The sequence below is a fragment of the Nocardiopsis sp. iso_237 genome (assembly GCF_056173345.1).
The window spans coordinates 2,920,792-2,942,315 of the sequence record NZ_CM149669.1 but is presented as its reverse complement, the minus strand read 5'-3'; the positions used below and the strand labels follow the sequence as shown (position 1 = coordinate 2,942,315).

The following is a 21,524-nucleotide window of genomic DNA, read 5'->3' as shown; positions in this document are numbered from 1 at the left end:
GTAGGCTCCCTCCGAGTCCACGAACCACCTGACGAGGGGAACCGGTGTCCGAGGCTGTCGAGAAGGTCCTAGCCGTCCTTGACCGGATGGGCGCGCCGCACGCCCTGGCACCGCGCCTGGTGTCCGCGCTGGGCCCCCAACCCGCCGCCGAGCTGGACGCCAACCCCTGGCTGCTGCTGCGTCTGCCCGAGGTGACCGTCGAGCAGGCCGACTACTGCGCCCGCAAACACCTGGGCGGGGCCGCCCGCCCCGACGACCCCCGCCGCCTGGGCGCCCTGGTCGGCCACACACTGCGCACCGCCGCCCGCCGGGGCCACACCGCGATCGAGGAGAAGCGGCTGACCACGGTGGTCGGCCAGCTCGGGGTCGCCGACCCCCGCTCCGCGCTGGAGGCCGCGGTCGCCGCCGAGGAGATCGCGCTGTTCGAGGGCGGCGACGAGGCCGACGACGACTTCGACTTCGAGGAGGGCGGTGTCCCGGAGGTACCGGACCTGCCCGACCCCGAGCGCCACTACGCCCCGCACGACGTCGGCCACGCCGAACAGCGGCTCGGTGAGCAGCTCCTCCGGCTGATCGGTGGCAGCGAGCCGATCATGGACCCGATGACCGCCGCGGAGACCCTGGCCGCCGCCACCGCGGAGCACGGTCTCGCGATCTCCGAGACCACCCGGGAGGCGCTGCTCACCGCCACGATGCGCCCGGTGACGGTGGTGCACCACGGCCCCGGCGACCAGGCCGAGACCGCCCGGGCCCTGCTCTGTCTGGCGGCGATCGCCCGGGAGAGTCAGGTGGGGATCGCGGTGGTGACCCCCACCGCGCCCACCGCGGCCGCCGTCAACGCGGACCTGGACCGGCTGCTGGGCGAGGGCGAGCCGCCCGTGCGCGCTTGGTCCCTGGCCGCCCTGCTGTCCGGGGACTCCTCCCCGGCGGGGATCGTGGTGCTCTGCGAGTCGATGTCCCTGGGCGTGGCCCGGATGGCCGACCTGGTGTCGACCTGCGTGGACGACGCCCACCTGGTGCTGCTGGCCGACCCCGACCAGGCCCCCTCCGCCACCCCCGGGCGCGTGGTGGTGGACGTGGCCGCCTCGCGCACCGCGCACGTGGCGGTCGTGGCCGACGACGCCGAGCCCTCCCCCGTGGCCGTGCTCGCCCGCGCGGTCGCCGAGGGCGACTGGCCCGAGGTGGAGGCGCCCGACCGCGAGGTCGTACGGGTCCCGGCCGCCTCCGGTGAGGAGGCCGCCCACCGCGTCACGCAGCTGGTGACCGACTCCATCCCCCGGGCGCTGGGGATCGGCTCCGACGAGGTCCAGGTGGTCACGTGCCGCGAGGACGGCCCGGCCGGTGCCCGCGCGCTCAACGCCGCCTGCAAGGAACGCCTCAACCCCGGCCCGGGGGCGCACGGCGGCTTCGACGTGGGCGACCGCGTGGTGCTCACCGCGCAGGGCCCCGGCTACGGCCCGGGCGACACCGGTCACCTGCGTGAGGTGTCCGAGGGGGCCGTGATCGAGCTGACCGACGGCACCCGGGTCACCGTCACCGACCCAGCCGCCCTGCGCCCGGGCTGGGCCGTGAGCGTGGCCGTGGCCCACGGCAGCCGCTGGCCCGCCGTCGTGGCGGTCTTCCCGCCCCAGGTCCCGGTGTCCCGCCCGCAGGCGTACACGGCGCTGACCAGGGCCACCCGGCACGTGTCCGTGGTCGACGCCACCGAGGGAGCCCTGGAGACCGGCGTGCGCGAGACCCTCGCCCCGGACCGCACCACCCGTCTGGCCCTCATCCTCCGCGCCGGCTGACCGAAGGCGCGGCCCGGATCCGCCGGGCCGCGCCGTGCCACCGGTCAGGGCGTGAGTTCGACGGTGGCCTGTTCGGTGATGCTGTTCACGGTGACACCGAGCTCCACGGTCCCCTCCCCCAGGGCGGTGAACCGTCCGGTCGACGGGTCGAACACGGCGACGTGGTCGTCCCCGGCGTCGTCGGCCGATCCGATGTGCACGTCGTCGGAGCCGAACCAGTCGGCGCTGACCGGTGGGGCGACCGGCACCGGAGCGTCGTCGTTGTCCACCGTCGCGGTGACCTCGGCCTGCTCCCCCACGGCGACCGAGGCGGGCGCGTCCAGCTCCAGCCCGTCCACGTGGGGCCGCAGCTCGGTCACCACCCAGTCCTCCTCTCCATCGGTGTTGACGCCCCACAGCGACCAGCCGGTGAAGCCGCCGTCGGCGGGACCGGCCGAGGGGTTCTTGCCGACGTTGCCGTTCACGACGTAGGGGACCCCGTCCACGCGGTCCGCGTGGAACATCCCCACGTGCGCTCCGATGAAGGCCGCGCCCTTGCCTGTCTCTGCCTGGAAGCCGGACAACCAGCTCTCGACGGTGGCCGCCTCCTTGCGGTCCGCCAGCTCGCTCGCCTTGGTGGGCAGCGGGTCGCGGAGGGGTACGTGCTGGGCGACGACGACGGACGTCACCGAGGGGTCGTCGGCCGCCGCGTCCAGCTGCTCCCGCAGCAGCCGCAGCTGGGACCAGTCGCTGGCCTGGTAGGAGAGTCGCGCCGTGTCCAGGAGGACGAACCTCGTGCCGTGGTGGTCGACCACCTGGTGGGTGTCGCCGAACGCCTCCCGGAAGTTGTCCAGGGTGCCCCCGGAGACCTCGTGGTTGCCCGGCACGTAGTAGTAGGGCAGCTCCCCCTCCAGCTCCTCGTCGAGGATCCTCCGGGCCAGCGCGAGGTCCTCCGGCGCGGCCTCGTCCACGAAGTCGCCGTTGATGATGAGGAACTCGGCGTCGCTGGCGCGGATCTCCCGGAGCGCCCGCCGCGTGTAGGCGACGATCTCGCTGTCCGGATCCCGGGCGACGAACTGCGCGTCCGACAGGACGGCGAACCGCCAGTCCTGCGCGGCCACCTCCGCGCCGGGGGCCACCACCGGGTCGACCACCGGGTCGGCGGGTGGCACGTCGACCGACGGCGGCACCATGGCGGTGAGTTCGTCGATGACCACGTCCCCCTCGTAGCTCGCGCCGGGTTCGGTCTCGGCGAAGTAGACGCGACGGAGCGACAGCGGGTACTGCGTGCCCGGCGGGACCTCGAAGACCAGCTGCCGCCACCCCGGTTCGTCGAGGTGGCCGGCCCGCAGCGCGGGCACCAGCTGCCCGGCTCCGTCCCAGACCTGGAGACTGGCCCACTCCCCGTTGCCCTCGGAGTGCACCCAGGCGCGCAGCTCCTGCGGCTGACCGGGGATCTCCCGTTCCCCCGGGGGCAGGACACCGCCGGTGCGGGTCCCGGTCGAGGCCGTGAAGTCGTAGGTGAGCCGCACGCCCTTGCCCTGACGGCCCTCGGCCACCGCGACGTCGCCGTCGGCGCGCTCACCGAAGTACGACCAGTCGGCCGCGTCCTCGAAGTCCGCGACGACGACCTCCTCCAGCCCCACGGTGACCGCCATGGTCGTCTCGACGTCCCCGACCCGTACGGTGGCGAGCGTGGAACCGCTCTCGGTGGCGGCCCGGACCTCGAAGCGCCCGTCCTCGGTCACCGAGACCCGCGCGACGCTCTCGTCGATGGTCAGCTCGACGTCCTCCGGCTCGATCGGTGCCGCGAACCCGTCCGCGTCGTAGCCGGTCACCTGGAGCACGGCGGAGGCCTCCGCGTCGGCCAGCCCCACCCGTTCGGGCGTGGTCCGGATCCTCGCCAGCTCGCCCAGGACGGTCAGTTCGATCTCGCCCCGGGCGCGGAGCTTGCTGGCCGTGACGGTGGCGGTCCCGGCGGAACGGGCGGTGAACACACCGTCGCGGTCCACCACGCCGACCCGGCCGTCGTCGGACCGCCAGTTCGGCACCGCCTCGGCGGGCCCGTAGGTCTCGTCGTGGCCCGCCGCCGTGAGCGTCCGTGTGAGTCCGGGGAACACCCGGTCCGTGCGCGCGGGTGCGACGTGGCCGGAGCCGTCGGCGCTTTCAGGGGTGGTCCTGGTCTCCACCCAGAATCCGTCGACCCGACCGCTGCCCTCGGGGGCGAACAGGCCCAGGCCGTTGGGCACGAGGCGTTCCGCCCCGTCCGAGGGCCGGTTCTCCACCCGCACCCCGTCGGCGCCCGGGGTGCGCGCCACCATGGTGGCCGAGCCGCCGCCGTCCAGGTTGACCGCGGTGTGCGCACCGGCCTCGACCATCATCTCGCCCAGCTCGTCGAGGCCGACACCCGCCGCGAACGAGGGCTGCCGTCCGTCGACGCTGAGCAGGTACATCCGCGATCCGTCCTCGGAGAAGCCGATCGCCATGCGCGGCGCGCCCGGGGTGTTGTCACCCTCCGAACCCCGCCGCACCTCGCCGTCGACGACGAGCATCTGGCGGCCGTTCAGGGCGGCGTGGATCTCCTGGTCCCCGCTGGCGCGCGCGTCGTAGTCGACGGCGACCGGATCACCCACCGCCAGGTCGGCCAGGGTCCGGGCACCGGCCTCACGACCGACCAGGACGAAGGCGTCCTCGGGGATGTCACCCCCGCGCGGTTCCTCCACGACCTCGGTGACCACCCCGTCGGTGACGACGACCTCCCGCGTGTCCGAGGTGTCCTCGACGACCCGGCACCGGCAGTAGGACCCCCACAGCGGGGTGAACGCGGCGATCTCGTCGGCGCCCAGCGCCGGTTTGTTGATCGCGTCCAACGACGCGGTGGTGTCGGGCAGCTCGATGGTGCCCTCGAAGAACACCTCACCGATCGAGCCGAGCCCGTCGGGGGTAAAGACGGCGGAAGACTCCCTGTAGTCGTTGGTCATGGGCGACTGGATCAGCTCACCGGACCTGACCCCCACTCCCTGCGGCGCTCCGGAGGCGTTGATGTCGAAGAAGTCGCCGTTCACCGCCGCGACCGCACCGGCCCGGTCGGCCTGGGCGCTCAGGGCCTCCCGACCGGTCACCTGGCCGGGGAAGAGGTAGTCGACGCTGACACCGCCGGTCAGGTCCGTGGTCAGCAGGTCGGCCTGGAGCCAGTTGGGCGTTCCCGTGTACCCGTCCGGCCCGTAGGCGTCGAACGAGGTCAGCGTGACCCCGGGGGCGACCGGGCGCTCGGAGTTGAACGTCTCCAACCGGGGATCCGGGTCGTCGGCCCTCGCGACCGAGCCGTCCGGCGGGATCTCGACGGTCTCACTGAACCCGGTGTGCTCCCGGGGGTCGTCGCGGGTGTCGGCCGCACCCGCGACCGGGGTGAGAGTGAGGACCAGGACGGAACCCGCCGCCACGAGGGCACTCGCGCGTGAACGGATCGACCACCGGCGATTCATGGAAAGCCTCCGGGCGGCTGGGGGATCGAGGAAGCCCTGTGCGTGAACTTCCTATCAGCCAGCCGAACCGATGTGTAGGAGGTGAACCGTCGTCGTGGCCCGTTCACTCACCTGGGAAACGGTCCCCGATCAATGACGTGAACTGCGTGAAGGCACGTCCGCCATCGACACCGAAGAAATCCTTGGGTGCCCAGATTTCACCTGGAAACAGCCGTTTCGTCACGAACAGGCCGACCGGTGGCGCCCTTTCCTTCGACCGATTCACCGCAGGGACCCTGGGCGACGTGGACACGCGCAGGAAACGGTCCGCGGTCGAGGGGAAATGGCGGGGACCATCATTCGCCGTCGCCCCCGGCGCGGAGCGGACCGCCCGCACCGATCCCGGGTCCGATAGCGTTCCCCTGTTCCGCCGCCCCGGCGCGCCGTCTGACGAAAGGAAGGTGAGGATTCCCCGTGTCTTCCGTGCCAGCCCTTCCACCCCGGTCCTCCGACAGCCCTCGGTTGTTCGCCGTCAGCGACCTCCACGTGTCCCATCCCGAGAACCGGGACATCGTCGACCAGCTGACGCCGTCGACCGAGGGCGACTGGCTGATCGTGGCCGGAGACGTCGGTGAGGTCTTCGCCGACATCGAACGGACCCTCAGCACACTCGCCAGCCGTTTCGCCCGCGTGATCTGGGTACCGGGCAACCACGAGCTGTGGACCCACCCGTCCGACCCGAACCAGCTCCGAGGCGAGGCGAGGTACCGCGCCCTGGTCGACATGTGCCGCCGTCTCGGCGTGCTCACCCCGGAGGACCCCTACCCCGTCTGGACCGGTGACGGGGGCCCGGCCCAGGTGGTGCCGCTCTTCCTCCTCTACGACTACTCGTTCCTCGCGCCGGGCACCGATTCCAAAGAGAGCTCGCTGGCCCTGGCGAAGGAGAAGGGCGTGGTGTGCACGGACGAGTTCCTGCTGCACCCCGACCCGTATCCGAGCAGGGAGGCGTGGTGCGAGGCCCGCGTGCGCGAGTCCGAGCGCAGGCTCGCCCTGTGCGACACGGAGACCCCGAAGATCCTCGTCAACCACTACCCGCTGGTCGAGGACCCGACCCACGTCCTGCGCTACCCGGAGTTCGCCCAGTGGTGCGGCACCGCGCGGACCGCCAAGTGGCACCTGCGCCCCGACGTGACCGCGGTGGTCTACGGTCACCTGCACATCCCCCGGAGGACGGTCCACGACGGCGTCCCCTTCCGGGAGGTCTCCCTGGGCTATCCGAGGGAGTGGCGCCACTTCGGAGACCGCCGCAGGTGGCCCGTCCAGATCCTTCCGGTGCCGGAACAGGACTGACCGGACCGCACGCTGCCCGTGAGCTCGGCGCCCGGCCACGAGGCGCCGACGTGAGTGCGCGCGGAACCGTTCATCGCCCGAATCCGGGGGCATGCTCGGCGAGGCGTGGGCCACGGTCGAGCCCGAAGGAATCCTGGTTGACCGCCGGTTCTCCGACGGTGATGTGACCTGGTAGCACGATCTGACCGAGACGTGCCCAGCGCCGGTTCACCGGCAGCGCGGGCACACGCCGGTGAGTTCGAGGGTGTGGTTGATGTACTCGAAGCCACTCGTCCGCCCGACGCTCTTCACCGCGTCGGAGATCCCGTCGAGCCGGGTGATCTCCTCCACCACGCCGCAGAGACGGCAGAAGAGGTGGTAGTGGCGGACGGATGTGGCGCACCGTCGATAGAGGCGTTCCCCTTCCGGTGACCGGATCACGTCCAGCTCACCGTCCTGCGACATCCGGTGGACCGTGCGGTAGACGGTGGACAGGCTGGGCGGGGTGGAAGCCGGTGCCGTCTGCCGCTCGATGCCTCGGAGAATCTCACGACAGCTCAGGAACCTGCTGCCGCCGTCGAGAGCCCTGAGCACGGCCTTCCGGTACTTGGGTGTGTTGGCCATGTCAGTCGACCGCCCGGCCCGGTGCCTCCAGCGCCCGGGGAACTGCCCGGCGTTGACTTCGCACTACGTACACGAGATGGACTCCTGGGGAGCGCGAGCCGATCAGATGAAAATGATTATCAGCACCGTAGCACGCGCATGCCCCCTCGATCCGACCCGCCCGCCGGAGCGGGCGCCCTCCTGGTCTGTGTAGAGTATGGAAACGGTTTTCATTTTCATCACTGAGGCGACACCCAGGAGAGGAGCACCCGATGCGCATCGCACTGGTCACCGGCCTGCACGCAGAGGCGCGAACGAAGGCCGTGGACGAGTTGCTCAGGGCCGTCCCTCGATCGATCGCGGTGCACCATGACATGAGGGACATCGGTGACGGGGTGGTGCGCCGAGTGGTTCGGCACCCCGCGGGCACCAGCAGGAGCGAGCAGGTGGAACTCGACCACGCCTGTGCGTCGTGCACGGTGCGGGAGGACCTCATCCCCTACCTCCTGCGCACCGCGGCCGACGGTCGACACGACCTGTGCGTCGTGGACTCCTGGGAGGGCCTGGAGCCCCGGTCACTCGCCGAGAGCATCGCCGCGCAGTCGGAACTCGCCCTGGCCACCGTCGCCACCGTGGTCGACACCACGCGACTCACCTCGGACGTGGGCAGCCCGGACGAACTGGGCGACCGCGAGATGGACATCGCCCAGGACGACACCCGCACCGTCGCCGAAGTCCTCAACCGGCAGGTGGAGTACCCCCACGTCCTGGTCCTCTCGGCGGAAGCGGATCACGCTCACGCCCGCGCGCTCCTGCACCAACTCAACCCCGCAGCGGCGATCGTCACCTCGGGAGCCGACCTCTCCGTTCTCCTGGACCAACGGTTCGACCCGGAGTCCGCCCACCGGCGCCTCAACCCGTCCTGGGCGCACTACATGGACCACGACGAGACCCAGGGGGTGAGCACCGTGACCTGGACGAGAAAGCGCCCGATGCACCCGGAGAGGCTCTCCGCCGCCCTGGAACAGATCGTCGCGATGTCCCTTCGTGGCCGAGGACGATTCTGGCTGGCCAGCCAGCCGGACACCCTCCTGGTGTGGGATTCCCACCAGGACCTGCTCATGGTCGAAAGTGGCGGACCGTGGCTGAGTGCCCTGCCCGAGGCAGCGATGGAACTGGTCTCCCCGGACCGGCGCGCCAGAGCCCTCATCGACTGGGACCCGATCGTGGGTGACCGTCGCCAACACCTGTCCTTCACCGGTGTCGGCATGGACACCGCGTCCCTCCTCTCACTCCTGGACTCGTGTCTGGCGACCGACACCGAAGTCGGCCAGGAGTTCCAGAACGACCCGTTCGCCGAGTTCTCAGAAGGGTGACCATGACCCCGAGCAAGCGCCGTACCGAAAGGACGCCAGGCAGGCGCTCCTTCACCAATCCGCTGGGCGAAGCGACCCACGTCGACTACAAGGACACCAACCTGCTGCGCAAGTTCATCTCGGAGAAGGGCAAGATCCGCAGCCGTCGCGTCACCCGGGTCACCGCACGACAACAGCGTCTGATCGCCGCGGCGGTCAAGAACGCCCGCGAGATGGCCCTTCTTCCCTACCCTTCCTCCGCACGTCAAAGCTGAACGTGTGAAACCCGAACCCACAGCCGTCGCGACCGTTCTCACGACAGCGGAGAAGCGAACAGAGCGCGACCCAGAGAAGGAACAGGAGAAAAGACCATGGCCCGAGTCTGCCAGGTGACCGGGAAGGCGCCGAGCTTCGGTAATGCCGTCTCCCACTCGCATCGGCGCACCAAGCGTCGGTTCGACCCCAACATCCAGAACAAGCGTTACTGGCTGCCCAGCGAACAGCGCTTCGTGAGACTGCGGCTGAGCGTCAAGGGCATGCGCGTCATCGATGCCCGCGGTATCGAACGCGTGGTCGCCGACATCCGTGCCCGAGGGGAGAGGGTCTGATGGCCAAGAAGAGCAAGATCGCCCGCAACGAACAGCGTAAGGCCGTCGTCGCGCGCTACGCCGAGCGACGGGCCGAGCTCAAGCGCCTGATCAGGAGTCCGCACACCAGCGAGGCCGAGCGCGTGGCGGCGGTCGCCGAACTGCGTCGCCAACCACGGGACGCCAGCGCGACCCGGGTCCGCAACCGGGACGTGATCGACGGTCGTCCCCGCGCGCATCTGAGGAAGTTCGGAGTGTCGCGGATCCGGTTCCGGGAAATGGCGCACCGTGGTGAACTCCCCGGGGTCACCAAGTCCAGTTGGTAGTTCCGGACCCAGCCGGTTCAGTGCGACGCCTTGGTTCCCGGAGCGGGCACTCCCTCCGGGAACCGATCCCCTCACCGCACCAGTAAATGGAATGTCCGTCCCAACCGGAACAATGGTCTGTCCCCTTGGGTCTGGGCTCTTCACGGTCCACCGAAAGAAGAAGTAGCGATGGGCACCCCGAACGCTCCGACGACACTTCCTGTCACCGTTCTCTCCGGATTCCTGGGAGCGGGCAAAACCACTCTGCTCAACCACGTGCTGGGAAATCTGGACGGTGTGCGGGTCGCCGTGATCGTCAACGACATGAGCGAGATCAACATCGACGCCGACCTGGTCAGGGGCGAGGGGCACCTGTCCCGGACCGATGAGCGACTCGTGGAGATGACCAACGGCTGCATCTGCTGCACGCTGCGCGACGACCTGTTGGAGGAGGTCGCCGAGCTCGCGGCGCGAGGTCGCTTCGACCATCTCCTCATCGAGTCGAGCGGCATCTCCGAACCCATGCCGGTGGCGGCCACCTTCGCCGTCCCCGGGCCCGACGGCACCCCGCTCCTGGAAGGGGCGCGTCTGGACACCATGGTCTCGGTGGTCGACGCCGCGGGGTTCCTTCACGAACTCGACAGCGGGGATGACCTGGTCGAGCGCGGCCTGGACGCCTACGAGGACGACGAACGAACCGTCAGCGACCTGCTCGTCGACCAGGTGGAGTTCGCCGACCTGATCCTGGTCAACAAGATCGACCTGGTGACCGAGGACCAGGTCGACCGCGTCGAAGCAGCCGTCAGACGACTCAACCCTCTGGCACGAGTCCTGCGGATCCACCATGGACAGGTGCCCCCGGCCGAGTTGGTCGGGGCCGGCCTGTTCGATCCGGAACGAGCTTCACGGGCACCGGGCTGGGTTTCCGAACTCAACGGCGACCACGTGCCCGAGACCGAGGAGTACGGCATCTCCAGCCTGGTGTTCCGGGCTGACCGGCCCTTCCACCCCGATCGCCTCTGGAGGATGATCACTTCCGGGTTCGAAGAGGCCGGGTACGGCACGATCCTACGTACCAAGGGGTTCTTCTGGCTGGCGAGCCGCCCACGGATGACGGGACTGTGGTCCCAGGCCGGGCCGGTCGCCCGCTTCGAGCCGACCGGAGTCTGGAACCCCGCCGACGGACCGTCCTTGGGTTACTCCGCCGAGGACCTCGTGGACAGCGAACCGGTCACACCCCGCCAGGAGCTGGTCTTCATCGGTCAGGACCTGCGTCGAGACGCGCTGGATGCGGCTCTGCGCTCCTGCCTGTTGACCGAGGACGAGTTGCGTTCCTCCTGGGACCGGTTGCCCGACCCCTTCCCGGAGTGGGACGTGCGGGGCATGCACGACCACCATCAGTCTGGGCCCGTCGCCGACGGGCCCGGTTCGCAGTAGCAGGCCAGGTCGCGCTGGCACGTACACGACCCAGCGACCTCAGCGGGCGGTGCTGATCTTCGGGAGCGCAACTCGCGCTTCAAGAGAACGGTTGCCGCATGCAAGGTCTGGTCCCCGAAAGGAACCCATGGCACGCAACGACGTTCGACCCATCATCAAGCTCCGATCCACGGCGGGCACCGGAACCACCTACGTGACCCGCAAGAACCGCCGCAACACCCCGGATCGTCTGGTCCTACGCAAGTACGACCCCAAGATCCGCCGCCACGTCGAGTTCCGCGAGGAACGCTGACCGAACACCCGCACCCAACGGAGAACCCATGCAGAAGGACATCCACCCCAGGTACGAGCCCGTCGTCTTCCGTGACAAGGCGGCCGACTTCGCGATTCTCACCCGTTCCACTCGGACCAGCGACAGGACCATCGAGTGGAACGGCGACACGTACCCGGTGATCGACGTCGAGATCTCCAGCGCCAGCCACCCCTTCTACACAGGCACCTCACGCGTGGTGGACACCGCTGGCCGGGTGGAGCGCTTCCAGCGCCGCTACCAGCGCAGGTAGCCACGACCGATCACCCGGCCCTCATCCCGAACCGAAAGGAGCCACTCCCATGGCAGCACCCAAACGCAGGATGTCGCGGTCCAACACCCGCACGCGCCGATCCCAGTGGAAGGCCACGGCCCCCGAACTGGTGACCCTCCACATCCGAGGCCGCGAGCACCGGGTTCCCCGCAACCTCGTTCGCGCCTACCAGCGCGGTCTCGTTCCCCTCCCGGACTAGTCGCGTTTCCTGGACCACACCACCTGGCCTGGGGTGCAGACTCTCTCGGGTGAGGTGCCTCTGCCCCTACCCGTGGTGGTTCTGTCAGAGGCATGACCGACACCACTGAGGCCCTCTCCCGCGAAGTCCGTGCTCTCGCCCGCCTATGGGCGGGCGAGAGCACTCGCGGCCAGGTGCGTTACCTTCTCGGTGGCTTCCAGTATCAGCTTGAAGTGGTCCCTTGCTCAGGGGAAAGCCGCTGCATGTACGGAGGCCAGTCCTGGTTGAGCGCAGCCGCGCCTACAACGGGATCTCCGCGATCGTGAGGTCCAAATCGCGGATCATGACCTCGCTCAACTGCCGGAGCTGGATCTCGGTCACCTTCGCTCCGTGGAGCGAGGCCAGCCCGGACAGGTTCGACAGGTCGCTGCCGCGCAGGTCGGTGCCGGACATCTTGGTGTTCTTGATGTCCGCGGCGAAGGTGCAGTCGTCGAAGACCGCATCGCGCAGGTCGCTTCCGATGATCTCGGCTTCCTTGAAGGAGCAGCCGACGAACGCCACATCACCGGTGACCTTGACCTGCTCCCAGCTGGCGTAGTCGAACTGGCAGCCCTCGAAGAGCACGTCAGTCATCGAAACGCGCGCCAGTGACACCCCCATCAGCCGTGAACCCGTGAACCGGCACCGGTTCAGGGTGGTGTCCACCAGGCGGTGTGAGGTCAGGTCGAGGGAGGTGAAGTGGGTGTTGGCGACCTTCTCCTCCTCCAGCGGGTTGGGGTAGGGCCAGGCGCGCACCGTCGGCTCGTCGTCGCTGGGCAGGAGCACTTTCGCGCCCCGGATCTCGGCGGTCTGCACAGGTTCCCCTACTTCTTCCAGTTGTCCCACGTCGAACGGTTGTCCCAGGGGCCTCCGCCGACGTTGTCCCAGGTGTCGCGGTTGTCGCGGTTGTCGAACAGCCCTACCGGGGTGGCCGGTTGGAGCCGGTCGATCAGGTCGGCGGCCCGCTCGATCGCGCGGGCGGCGTCGTAGCGCGTGTCGGTGACCGCCTCGGTTTCGGTTCCGGTCAGCTCGGTCAGATCCAGGCGCAGGATGCGGGCCAGGCGGGCGATGACAGCTCCCGAACTTGAACATCGCGATGCTGGGTTCGCGCGCGTGGAGAACGGCACCGGAGATCGAGCGTCGGCCGGTCGACCCGGCCTGCAGGACGACCTCCGGTTCGGCAGGACGAATCGCCCGCCACCGTCCACGACGGCACCGCCCGTTCGCCCTGCCCCTGAGGCTGGCCGTTCGTCTCAGCCCTGCTCGGTCGCGAGAATCTCCGCCGCCCGCTCGCCGATAACGATGGAAGGCGCCATGGTGTTGGCGACCGTCACGTGGGGCAGCACCGAGGCATCGGCGACGCGAAGGCCCTCGATGCCGTAGACCTTGAGGCTCGCGTCCACCACGGCCCCCTCATCCCGACCCATCCGGGAGGTGCCGCTCTGGTGCCAGTAGGTTTCCACAGCGTTCCGCACGAACATCTCCACCGTGTCAGCCGCAGAGGACGCCGGGGACACCTCCCGCTCGACGAACGGGCGGAGCGCCGCGGAATTGCCGATCTCCCGAGCCATGGCAACGGCGGACAGGGCCGAGCGCACGTCATCCGGATCGACGAGGAAGTTCGTCTCGATGCGCGGTCGGGCCATCGGGTCCGTGCTCACCAGACGGACCCGACCACGACTGCCACGGCGTGGGCGCATGGCGGGCATCAGGGTGAAGCACCGCTCCGGCGGCGGGTACTGCACCGCACTCTCGGGGGAGACGGACGGCGCCGGCGAGACGTACATGACGAACTCTGGGGCGCCCGGCCGTGTTTCGTCTTCCCAGAAACAGACGGCCTGGCTGCGTGTGGGCATCGGCAGCGGCACGTCCGTCGCCTCCCACATACAGGGGAGACGTATGTGGTCATCAAGGTTTCGCCCGACGCCGGGCAGGTGCTGGATCACCGGGATGCCCAGGGTCCGCAGTTCGCCCTCGTCCCCGATACCGGACCGCATGAGCACGGCCGGGGTACCGAGCGCGCCCAGCGACAGCACCACCTCTCGCGACGCGTGGGCGCGCACCACCTTGCCGTCGCGCACGAGCTCGACACCGTGGGCCCGCCCCGCGGAGAGCAGAACGCGGGAGACCGTCGTGCTCGGGAGCACCATGAGGTTCGGCCGCCCCACACGTTCGGCGACGTAGCGACGGAAGGGGGTCTCCCGCACGCCGTCGTGGATGTTCTCGTCCCGCACGGCGCATCCGGAGGCCTCCTCCATCAGGATCCCGTTGGCGCTGTCGAATCGAGGGACGCCGCCTTCCTCGGCGCCGTCGAGGAAGGCGGTAAACAGCGGATGCACGTCCTGCGACGGCCGTACCCGCATCGGCCCGCCGACCCCCCGACGCTCGGGGTCGGGCGAGCCCTGCCAATCCTCGATGTCACGGTAGTGCTCCAGCACGTGCGCGTATCCCCACGCGGAATCGCCTGCGGCATCGGCGTAGGAGTCCCAGTCGCTCCGGTGACCACGAGCCCACACACCCGCGTTGACGGCCCCTCCCCCGCCCAGTCCACGACCGGTGGCGTAAGCGAGTCGGCGCCCGTTCAGATGCCGGTTCGGCTCCGTGACGTGGCCCCAGGTCCGCTCAGTGCCGAGATTGGTCGGCCACAGGTCGGGATCGCGGACACGCTCGTCATCGTCGTCGCCGCCGCTCTCGACGAGCAGGACAGTGACGGCCGGGTCGGCCGCGAGTCTCCCAGCGAGAACGGAACCGGACGACCCGGCGCCGCACACGATGTAGTCGAACGCGGCACCGTCGTCCAGATGGTCGGCGAATACGAGCCGCGAGGTCGCGGTCGCCGCGGTATCGGCTTGTTCATGGGGGGTGCTCATGTTCGGCGTCTCCTCGAAGTATCAGCCGCGGTCGGTGTCCCGGGCCTGTTCATAACCGAGTTCGAGCAAGGCGGCGCGCAGTTTCTCCGCGGCGTCCTCCAGAGAGGACTGGTCCTCCTCCGGTTCGGCCTTGCTGAAATCGAAGTCGGACATGTCCCAGACGGGAGAGACATGTATATGCAGGTGTGGCACCTCGAAGCCCGCGATGACGAGGCCGACTCTCGGAGCGTCCCAAGCCCGCTGCACCCCTTTCCCGACGGCTTGGGCGACCTCCACGCACCGGCCCAGAAGCCCGCTGTCGGTGTCCGTCCACCGGTCGATCTCGCGCCGAGGAACGACGAGGGTGTGGCCGGGCCGCAAGGGCGCGATGGTGAGAAACGCGGTGACCTCGGGATCCCGCCAGACAAAGCGTCCGGGCAGTTCACCGGCGATGATGCGTGAGAACAGAGTGGGCACGGCCGAAGTACCTTTCACATGCGGTGAGCGGACCGTCCGCGGAGGGGCGCGAACGGGTTCTATCGGTGTCCCTGGTCCTGGGTGGGATCCGAGGGCCGGAAGGAAAGTTCCTCACGCGACCACCTGGTGTCCCGTTGAAAGGCTTCGTCGTCGAAGCCCTCGAGGGTGTCGCGGAGCTGACGGAGATTGCCTTGTGTGAAGTACAGGGCGCGCAAGGTGTACTGAGACACGGCCATGGTGTGCCTGCGGTCCTCGTGCGGGATCAACCCCATCTCGGCGGCGCGGCGGTGCCCCCACACCACATCTCGGATATCCTCGTCCACCTGTCGCAGGCGGGCGTCGACGAGGGCGAGCAGGCTCGACTGTGGTGCCCCGCGGCCGAGAAAGACCCGGAGCAGTAGGGGGTCTTTGACCGTCATGGTGTCCTCGTCGCCTTCGACGACCCAGAGTCGCAGCGCGCTCTCGCCCTCCTGGGTGATGCGGAACACCTGAGCACGGCGCGATCCGCCCAAGGACACCTCACTGTCCTGGACCAGGCCCAAGGCCAGTAGACGCCGCAATTCTCGGCGGATGTGGCTGACGGCCGGCGCCGAGTAGAAGAAGCGCAGGGCGAAGGCCGTCCGTTGCTTGATCTCGCCCGCTGAGAGCATCTCACCGTTGACGGACAGGATTCCGAGGACGGCGTACGCGGTAGCGGTCAGCTCCTCGGCCGCCTGGTGTGGCTCGTGTGACGCCTCGTACTCGGTGGCCGTGTCGCCGTCGACCCCCGTCCGGGGCGTGTCGCTGTTGTCCTTCATGCGCGAAGCATAGGCGGCAGGGGCGCCATCCATGTACGGGAAGTCACCATCACGTGCAACTATTAGTCCAACAGAAGGAGGTCGCTCCACGCGAGGCACACGCGCCCTCGACGCGAGCGATGCAGTGAAAAACAGGCCATGCAGACCACTTTGACCGACAAGTCCAGGCAAGCGATGACACACGAAGGCCACGCAACACCCCCTTCCCATGAGACTATTAGCCTCATGGAGAGTAGTCGATCGCCAAGAGGAGTAGCAATGGGGAACTCGGACACCGAGGACCGGCTGCGGCGACCGGCGCGCATCCGTTCGTTGCGGGTGGGTGAGCTGAGCGTGAGTTATGTGCCGGACGGAGCGGTCAAGATGGTTCCGCGCAGCCTCTTCCCGACGACGTCGGACGAGACCTGGGCACGGAACAGCCGGTACTTGGACCCGGCCGGTAGGTTGACGATCAGCGCGGGCGGCCTGCTGATCGAACATGGTGAACGAGCCATGCTGGTCGACGTCGGCTACGGCCCGTTCACCGAGCCGATCTCCATGATGGAACACGGCATGGCGTCGATGTACGGCGGTTCGCTTCTGGAGAGTCTCGCCGAGCTCGGACGCGACCCCCACGACATAGAGGCGGTCGCGATCACCCACCTCCACATGGAGCACCTGGGCTGGGCCGCGCACCCGGAGCCGGGCGGCACCCTCCCCGCCTTCGGACACGCGCCGTACCTCGTCTCGCGGCGGGAGTGGGAAGACCGCCACACGACGTTCGGAGTGACGGAGGAGATCGCGGACACCCTCGCTCGACGGGTGCGTGTCGTCTCGGACGGGGACGAGGTCTTTCCAGGGGTGCGCGCTGTCGCGTTGCCCGGCCACACGGCCGGGCAAATGGGATACGAACTCACGTCCGGTGACGACCGGCTGCTCGCGTTCGCCGACGTGCTGCACTCCCCAGCGCAGGTAGCGCACCCGGATTGGGTGACCGTGGGCGAACCGGCGCCCGACGCCTCGGCCGGGCTCCGGCGCCAGGTGCTCGGTCGGCTCGCCGACCAGGACATCATCGGGTTCGGTATCCACTTCGCCGACGTCCCCTTCGGCCGGGTACGCCGTACTGGAGACGTCTTCGACTGGGAGCCGCTGGCCTAGGTCGTGTTTTTTGGATCATTCCTCCCGCCCGTCGCCCGCCACCACCCTCAACGGACGCCTTCGGCGCTGTGTCCTCGCGTTACCACCAGGCTGCCTCTCGCCGCGCCGATGAAGCTCGGACAGCCAAACCCGGGCGGGCCCCCGCTGTGCGACACTGCGGAGCTTGCGTAGCAGCGCACAGTAGGGGCGACGGCCGCTCGCATCGATGGCGGCTCCGCCGCCACCGGCGAAAGCATCCACAAAACACTTCCTAGGCCGAAGTCGCGACTCGGCCGACGGCTCCGGGTAGCGGCCGACGCCGACCCCCGGACTCCGGCAGTACGGTGTCCGGCGGACATTCCGGTCGGGAAAGGGGCCCCGGGGAAGGATGCGCGCAGTCGCTCCAACCGTGGTTCGCCTTCGTGCCTCTGCCCGCCGACAGGCCCACTATCGGCCAGTCTGATCCTCTGACCGGTGGTTCTGCCGAGCGTGCTCGGTGGGTGTGAGTCCGTAGCGCTGTTTGAAAGCACGACTGAAGTGGCTGCTGTCGGAGAACTGCCAGTGCGCGGCGATTTCCGCGACGGTCAAGCGAGACGCCGAGAGCGCCCGCCCGGCCGACTCCAAGCGCTTCTCCCGGATATAGGCGGTCACCGATTCCCCGCAGGCCGCGAAGGCGCGCTGCAGGGTACGCACGGAGACGTTCAGTTCCCGGGCCAACATCGCCGACGAAAGGTCGGCGTCGGTGAGCCGCTGCTCCGCGAGGTCCTTGGCCGCCTGGACGAGGGTCGGAGCGAGGCGAGTGTCCACATCGTCGAAGCCGCGCTGCGCCACCGCGGTGGCCAACTCGACCAGCGTGTCCCGCGCGGCGCGGGCACCGGCCGGGCTCAGATCGGCCAGAACCTCTTCCACCATGGTGGCATGCGCGACTAGGAGGCGGACCTCGGCGGCGTCGGCGTGGCCGGTGACTCCGCGGCCGGGGAGTGACAGGGAGAAGGGGGCGGCGGGCAGCACGACGCACCGCGCGCGCGTGTGGGGCGGGAGCGCGAAGTGAGGCGTTCCCGCGGCATGCCGCAGCAGGAAACCTCCCGCCGCCACGGTATGTTCCACGCTGTTCCGCCTGCTGCCCAGAGCCCAGGCTCCGCTGTGCACCAGCCATAGGCGGACCTGATCGGTGTCCTGAACCGGTTCGTCCGCCGTCCGCGCCGCCGATGCTCCGTCCACAGTGGTGATGGCCACGTCATGCACCTTGGCGGCACGGAAGCGTACCCGGAAGTCGGCCGCTGTCGCCGCGCTGAACCTGGGGAGAGGGAACTCGTCTCCGACGTGGGCGCGCCAGTTCCGTTCGTAGTCGTCCCGACCGGTGGTGGCCGCTTGACGTGAGTCGAGCGAGAAGGATGCGGTCTTGTCGTCCATGGTGCCACCAGTCTGCCGTCGGGATGTGTGTCGCCGATCTTCCAGTCGGTCGTCGCCCTGGTACAAGCCGAGGCTTCGACAATCTTCGTAGTGTGCGAAGCACCCACGTTTCAGGAGGACTCGATGAACGAGCGGCACGACCACCGGCACGACAGGCAAGACCGAAACGGCCGCGTGGCCGTGATCACCGGCGCGGGAGGAGGCCTGGGTGTCCACATCGCGCACCGCTTCGCCGCTGACGGATACACCACCGTACTGGTGGGGCGTACCGAATCGACCCTGCGCCGGGCCATCGAGAGCGGCCAGGGCGGAGGAGACATGCACGCGTGTGTCGGCGATGTCTCCGACCTGGCCGCCATCACCGCGCTCATGGACGGGGTCGCCGAGCGGTACGGGCATCTGGACGTCCTCGTCAACAATGCGGGGCTGGCTCGGCCGGGCACCGTGGAGAGCACGAGCGAGGACACCTATCGCGCCATGATGAGCGTGAACGTCGACGGTCTGTTCTTCGCTTCCCGCGCTGCCCTACCCCACCTGCGCGCGGTCGGTGGATGCATCGTCAACATCGGATCCGTCGGTGGCGTGGGTGGTGACTGGGCACAGGCCGCCTACAACGCGACCAAGGGCGCGGTGGTCAATCTGACCAACGCGATGGCTCTCGACCACGGCCGGGAGATCCGGGTCAACGCGGTCCATCCCGGCGTGACGACCAGCCACGAGGAGATCCGCGCGGCGCTCGCCGAAGGCACGTCACTACGCGACCGGTTCGACGACCGAGTGCCCATGGGCAGGCCCGGCGATCCCACCGAGGTGGCCGCTGTCGTAGCGTTCCTCTCCGGCTTCGGCGCTTCGTACGTCAACGGCGCGCACATCGCCGTCGACGGTGGCCTGACCGCGTCGAACGGCCAGACCGCTCTCTACCACTGACACACCACGACCGCGGCTGTCGACCCGGTCAGGGGAAGCTCGGTGTGGGCCGATGGCACGCCAGACCCATCAGCTGGCGAGCGGTGCGAGACACCTGCGTCGCGGGACTGCCGTGGGGTCTCTGACCAGCATCCTGACCACGAACAAAAGTGACCGGTTTCGGTGGAATCCTGTCCGGATCGGCTGTGGACAGGGACCAATCGGTTCTATGAGACTCAGCTGGATCTGGCCGGTGGTACTGGGCGTGATCGCGGCGGTGCTGGCAGGGGTCTGGATCCTGGCCCCGGGCGTTCCCCGGCCTGGGGTGGGGGTTGGATGGGCTGAACCAGACCTCAGGAATCGTCTCCCTGGAGGTGGCCGTGGCGACTCTGGTCATGGCCGTGTGGACGCTCTGCACGGGCCCGCCCTCGGACGACAGTGCCCAGGACAGGGGCGGTGACTCGATCCACATCAACAAGGCGCGGGCCAGGGGACTGTGACGGGGAAGGAAGGCTCGGAGGCGGAACCGACCGGGGACCGGATCCGGATGCGGGGCATTCGCGCTGGTAAGGACGTAGTCGGAAAGAAGACCACCCGAGCCCGCCGGAGGCCGTCCCGGTGACCGTCGAGGAAGCGACACCCCAGGTGCCTGTGGCCGACATTGACATGCGGTGGATCGTCGCCGGGAGCGACGTCATTGGGCAGTTGATCAACCTGCCCTGACCGCTGCCCACTGCCCTGTTCTCCCTGCCCCGCCGCCGACCAGATTGGCGGGCCGCGTGACGGAGCTGGAGGCGCTGCTCACAGAGCTCGCTCCTGCTACCGACGACGGTACGGACACCGATGTGTCCCCGGCCGGGAACGCCTCCTCGGGAGTGGTGCTCTCGGTGCTAGTCGGGATGGGCGGGGTGGGCAAGACCGCACTGGCCCTGGCCGCTGGTGCGATCTCTCGCTATAGGGAGTGGTTCTGCGCCGAGCTGTACGTGGACCCACGCGGCTACACCCCCGGTGCTGAGGCGTTGTCGGCGGAGGCGGAACTAGACGTGCTGCTACGCCAGATGGGCGTGGACGTCCAGGAGATCCCACCCGAAGCTCAGAACGTGCCGCCCACTACCGCTCCGCCCTGGCGAAGCTGTCCCAGGCCGATGAGCGTCACCGGCCGGTGCTGGTGGTGGCCGACGACGCCCACTCCGCCGCCAGGTACGGCTCCTGCTGCCCGGGACAGGCGAGCACCGGCTCCTAGCCACCACGCGCGGCGGCTTGCACTCCCTGGCCGGCGCCCACCACCTGGACCTGGACGTGTTGGACCCGGCGGACTCCCTGGCGCTGTTGGCCTTCGCCCTCAAGGCGGCTGACCCCCAGGACACGCGCGCTGACGACGTGGTGGAGCTGAGCAGGTTGTCCGAGTTGTGCGGGCACCTGCCGCTGGCGCTGGAGATCCGCCGGAGCCCAACTCGCCCGCAAGCCCCGCCTGTCCCCGAGCACACTCTCCGAGCGGCTGGTGAAGGCTGTCTCCCGGGTCGACAAACTCAAAGACCACGGTCCTCATGCCGAACCGACCCGGGTACTGCGGGCAGTTTTCGACACCTCCCGGGATCAGCTCACCCCCGAGGAGGTGCGGGTGTTCCTGCTCGTGACCGCCGCTCCGGGCCCGACCACCTCTACCGTCTCGGCCGCAGTACTCACCGGCTTGGTGGGCGACGAGGTTCAGGAGCTGTTGGAGGAGCTGCAGGCCGCGCACTTGCTCACCCAACCTGCCCACACCTGCCCACGACCTGCTTACCGACCACGCCACCACCTGCTTGGCTTCCAGGCGCTGTGAGAGCAGGTCAGCGACCATTGCGCCACCTGCTCTCAGCAGGAATCGTCAGGCTGAAGACCGCTTCGATGAATCCATCCATGCCCCCACTGTGGCCAGCCCAGAGGAGTCATCTCATGACCAGCCAGTCATACATTCACCGATGTAGCGCACCGGCTCTGCCGTGAGTGACGGGAGGCGATCCCGGCACACGCTAGAGCCTCCATCACGCTCAGTACAAGACACCGCCACGCGCATTCCTCAGATCGGATCAACGTCGAGAACGCCTTGGCCCGACCAGAAACGTTGGAAGCAACTGATGCGCCGGACCCATCGGCGGGAGAACCTCCCGGCGACGTATCGGGCTATCGCCGGGCTGGTCTCCGACCGCACCGCGAACGTCTGACAAGGACCACGGACGGGACCACCATGTCTCACCCGCTATCAAGCACCAACTCGTAAGGTCGGCCACCCCTGGCGGGGTGTGGTTCCCGGCACGCCGGGATCGGCTGTGCCAG

Annotated in this window: 22 protein-coding genes; 14 read left to right on the top strand and 8 right to left on the bottom strand. The window is 69.0% G+C overall.

The window, feature by feature from the left end; translation table 11 throughout:
* The first annotated feature begins 44 nt into the window (after positions 1 to 44).
* A complete protein-coding gene (locus AC0VYM_RS13460; protein ID WP_475462609.1) occupies positions 45 to 1,790 on the top strand; it encodes a helix-hairpin-helix domain-containing protein in 1,746 nt (581 codons plus the stop codon).
* A gap of 44 nt (positions 1,791 to 1,834) precedes the next feature.
* Here the strand turns inward: AC0VYM_RS13460 and AC0VYM_RS13455 are convergent, their stop codons facing one another.
* Positions 1,835 to 5,254: a phosphodiester glycosidase family protein gene (locus AC0VYM_RS13455; protein WP_475462608.1), complete on the bottom strand. Its 3,420-nt coding sequence runs from the start codon at positions 5,252 to 5,254 to the stop codon at positions 1,835 to 1,837.
* A 462-nt stretch (positions 5,255 to 5,716) separates the two neighbouring features.
* Here AC0VYM_RS13455 and AC0VYM_RS13450 point away from each other — a divergent pair, with 462 nt between their 5' ends.
* Entirely contained in the window at positions 5,717 to 6,583 is an 867-nt protein-coding gene (locus tag AC0VYM_RS13450; protein WP_475463029.1) for a metallophosphoesterase family protein, read from the top strand.
* Between the two features lie 207 nt (positions 6,584 to 6,790).
* Here the strand turns inward: AC0VYM_RS13450 and AC0VYM_RS13445 are convergent, their stop codons facing one another.
* Complete coding sequence (locus tag AC0VYM_RS13445) at positions 6,791 to 7,186, bottom strand: Fur family transcriptional regulator (protein WP_475462607.1); 396 nt, start codon at positions 7,184 to 7,186, stop codon at positions 6,791 to 6,793.
* Between the two features lie 251 nt (positions 7,187 to 7,437).
* On the opposite strand from AC0VYM_RS13445, the gene AC0VYM_RS13440 reads away from it, so the two are divergent.
* From AC0VYM_RS13440 to rpmF, 8 genes are all read left to right on the top strand, one after another.
* Entirely contained in the window at positions 7,438 to 8,541 is a 1,104-nt protein-coding gene (locus AC0VYM_RS13440) for a CobW family GTP-binding protein (RefSeq protein ID WP_475462606.1), read from the top strand.
* A 2-nt stretch (positions 8,542 to 8,543) separates the two neighbouring features.
* A complete protein-coding gene (rpsR, locus tag AC0VYM_RS13435; protein ID WP_475462605.1) occupies positions 8,544 to 8,795 on the top strand; it encodes a 30S ribosomal protein S18 in 252 nt (83 codons plus the stop codon).
* A 96-nt stretch (positions 8,796 to 8,891) separates the two neighbouring features.
* A complete protein-coding gene (gene rpmB, locus AC0VYM_RS13430; RefSeq protein WP_475462604.1) occupies positions 8,892 to 9,128 on the top strand; it encodes a 50S ribosomal protein L28 in 237 nt (78 codons plus the stop codon).
* Positions 9,128 to 9,433 carry a 30S ribosomal protein S14 gene (rpsN, locus tag AC0VYM_RS13425; protein ID WP_475462603.1) on the top strand — a complete coding sequence of 102 codons (306 nt, stop codon included), beginning with the start codon at positions 9,128 to 9,130 and terminating at the stop codon, positions 9,431 to 9,433. Before rpmB ends, rpsN begins: the two co-directional genes overlap by 1 nt.
* 168 nt (positions 9,434 to 9,601) lie before the next feature.
* Positions 9,602 to 10,849 (top strand): GTP-binding protein, encoded by a 1,248-nt coding sequence (locus tag AC0VYM_RS13420; protein WP_475462602.1) that lies wholly within the window; start codon positions 9,602 to 9,604, stop codon positions 10,847 to 10,849.
* A 127-nt stretch (positions 10,850 to 10,976) separates the two neighbouring features.
* Positions 10,977 to 11,141 (top strand): 50S ribosomal protein L33, encoded by a 165-nt coding sequence (rpmG, locus tag AC0VYM_RS13415; protein ID WP_014908751.1) that lies wholly within the window; start codon positions 10,977 to 10,979, stop codon positions 11,139 to 11,141.
* A gap of 28 nt (positions 11,142 to 11,169) precedes the next feature.
* Positions 11,170 to 11,412, top strand: a complete 243-nt coding sequence (locus AC0VYM_RS13410) for a type B 50S ribosomal protein L31 (protein ID WP_475462601.1) — start codon at positions 11,170 to 11,172, stop codon at positions 11,410 to 11,412.
* A 49-nt stretch (positions 11,413 to 11,461) separates the two neighbouring features.
* Positions 11,462 to 11,632 (top strand): 50S ribosomal protein L32, encoded by a 171-nt coding sequence (rpmF, locus tag AC0VYM_RS13405; protein WP_475462600.1) that lies wholly within the window; start codon positions 11,462 to 11,464, stop codon positions 11,630 to 11,632.
* Between the two features lie 279 nt (positions 11,633 to 11,911).
* On the opposite strand, the gene AC0VYM_RS13400 is transcribed toward rpmF, so the two are convergent.
* The 5 genes from AC0VYM_RS13400 to AC0VYM_RS13380 all read right to left on the bottom strand — a co-directional run bounded on the left by AC0VYM_RS13400 (position 11,912) and on the right by AC0VYM_RS13380 (position 15,773).
* Positions 11,912 to 12,466, bottom strand: coding sequence for a pentapeptide repeat-containing protein (locus tag AC0VYM_RS13400; RefSeq protein ID WP_475462599.1), 555 nt, complete (start codon positions 12,464 to 12,466; stop codon positions 11,912 to 11,914).
* 8 nt (positions 12,467 to 12,474) lie between these two features.
* Positions 12,475 to 12,777, bottom strand: coding sequence for a multiple cyclophane-containing RiPP AmcA (gene amcA, locus AC0VYM_RS13395; RefSeq protein ID WP_475462598.1), 303 nt, complete (start codon positions 12,775 to 12,777; stop codon positions 12,475 to 12,477).
* A gap of 126 nt (positions 12,778 to 12,903) precedes the next feature.
* The gene (locus AC0VYM_RS13390; protein WP_475462597.1) at positions 12,904 to 14,520 is read right to left on the bottom strand and encodes a GMC family oxidoreductase; all 1,617 of its coding nucleotides are present in this window, start codon (positions 14,518 to 14,520) and stop codon (positions 12,904 to 12,906) included.
* Positions 14,521 to 14,541: 21 nt separating this feature from the next.
* Positions 14,542 to 14,976, bottom strand: a complete 435-nt coding sequence (locus tag AC0VYM_RS13385) for an HIT family protein (RefSeq protein WP_475462596.1) — start codon at positions 14,974 to 14,976, stop codon at positions 14,542 to 14,544.
* Positions 14,977 to 15,035: 59 nt separating this feature from the next.
* Positions 15,036 to 15,773 carry a hypothetical protein gene (locus tag AC0VYM_RS13380; RefSeq protein WP_475462595.1) on the bottom strand — a complete coding sequence of 246 codons (738 nt, stop codon included), beginning with the start codon at positions 15,771 to 15,773 and terminating at the stop codon, positions 15,036 to 15,038.
* Positions 15,774 to 16,031: 258 nt separating this feature from the next.
* Between AC0VYM_RS13380 and AC0VYM_RS13375 the strand changes: the two genes are divergently transcribed.
* Positions 16,032 to 16,910 carry an MBL fold metallo-hydrolase gene (locus tag AC0VYM_RS13375; protein WP_475462594.1) on the top strand — a complete coding sequence of 293 codons (879 nt, stop codon included), beginning with the start codon at positions 16,032 to 16,034 and terminating at the stop codon, positions 16,908 to 16,910.
* Between the two features lie 426 nt (positions 16,911 to 17,336).
* On the opposite strand, the gene AC0VYM_RS13370 is transcribed toward AC0VYM_RS13375, so the two are convergent.
* Positions 17,337 to 18,302 (bottom strand): helix-turn-helix domain-containing protein, encoded by a 966-nt coding sequence (locus tag AC0VYM_RS13370; protein WP_475462593.1) that lies wholly within the window; start codon positions 18,300 to 18,302, stop codon positions 17,337 to 17,339.
* A gap of 123 nt (positions 18,303 to 18,425) precedes the next feature.
* Between AC0VYM_RS13370 and budC the strand changes: the two genes are divergently transcribed.
* From budC to AC0VYM_RS13355, 3 genes are all read left to right on the top strand, one after another.
* Complete coding sequence (gene budC / locus AC0VYM_RS13365; protein ID WP_475462592.1) at positions 18,426 to 19,229, top strand: meso-2,3-butanediol dehydrogenase; 804 nt, start codon at positions 18,426 to 18,428, stop codon at positions 19,227 to 19,229.
* A 311-nt stretch (positions 19,230 to 19,540) separates the two neighbouring features.
* Positions 19,541 to 19,708 carry a hypothetical protein gene (locus tag AC0VYM_RS13360; RefSeq protein ID WP_475462591.1) on the top strand — a complete coding sequence of 56 codons (168 nt, stop codon included), beginning with the start codon at positions 19,541 to 19,543 and terminating at the stop codon, positions 19,706 to 19,708.
* A gap of 1,001 nt (positions 19,709 to 20,709) precedes the next feature.
* Positions 20,710 to 21,030: a hypothetical protein gene (locus AC0VYM_RS13355; protein WP_475462590.1), complete on the top strand. Its 321-nt coding sequence runs from the start codon at positions 20,710 to 20,712 to the stop codon at positions 21,028 to 21,030.
* The last annotated feature ends 494 nt before the right edge of the window (positions 21,031 to 21,524 follow it).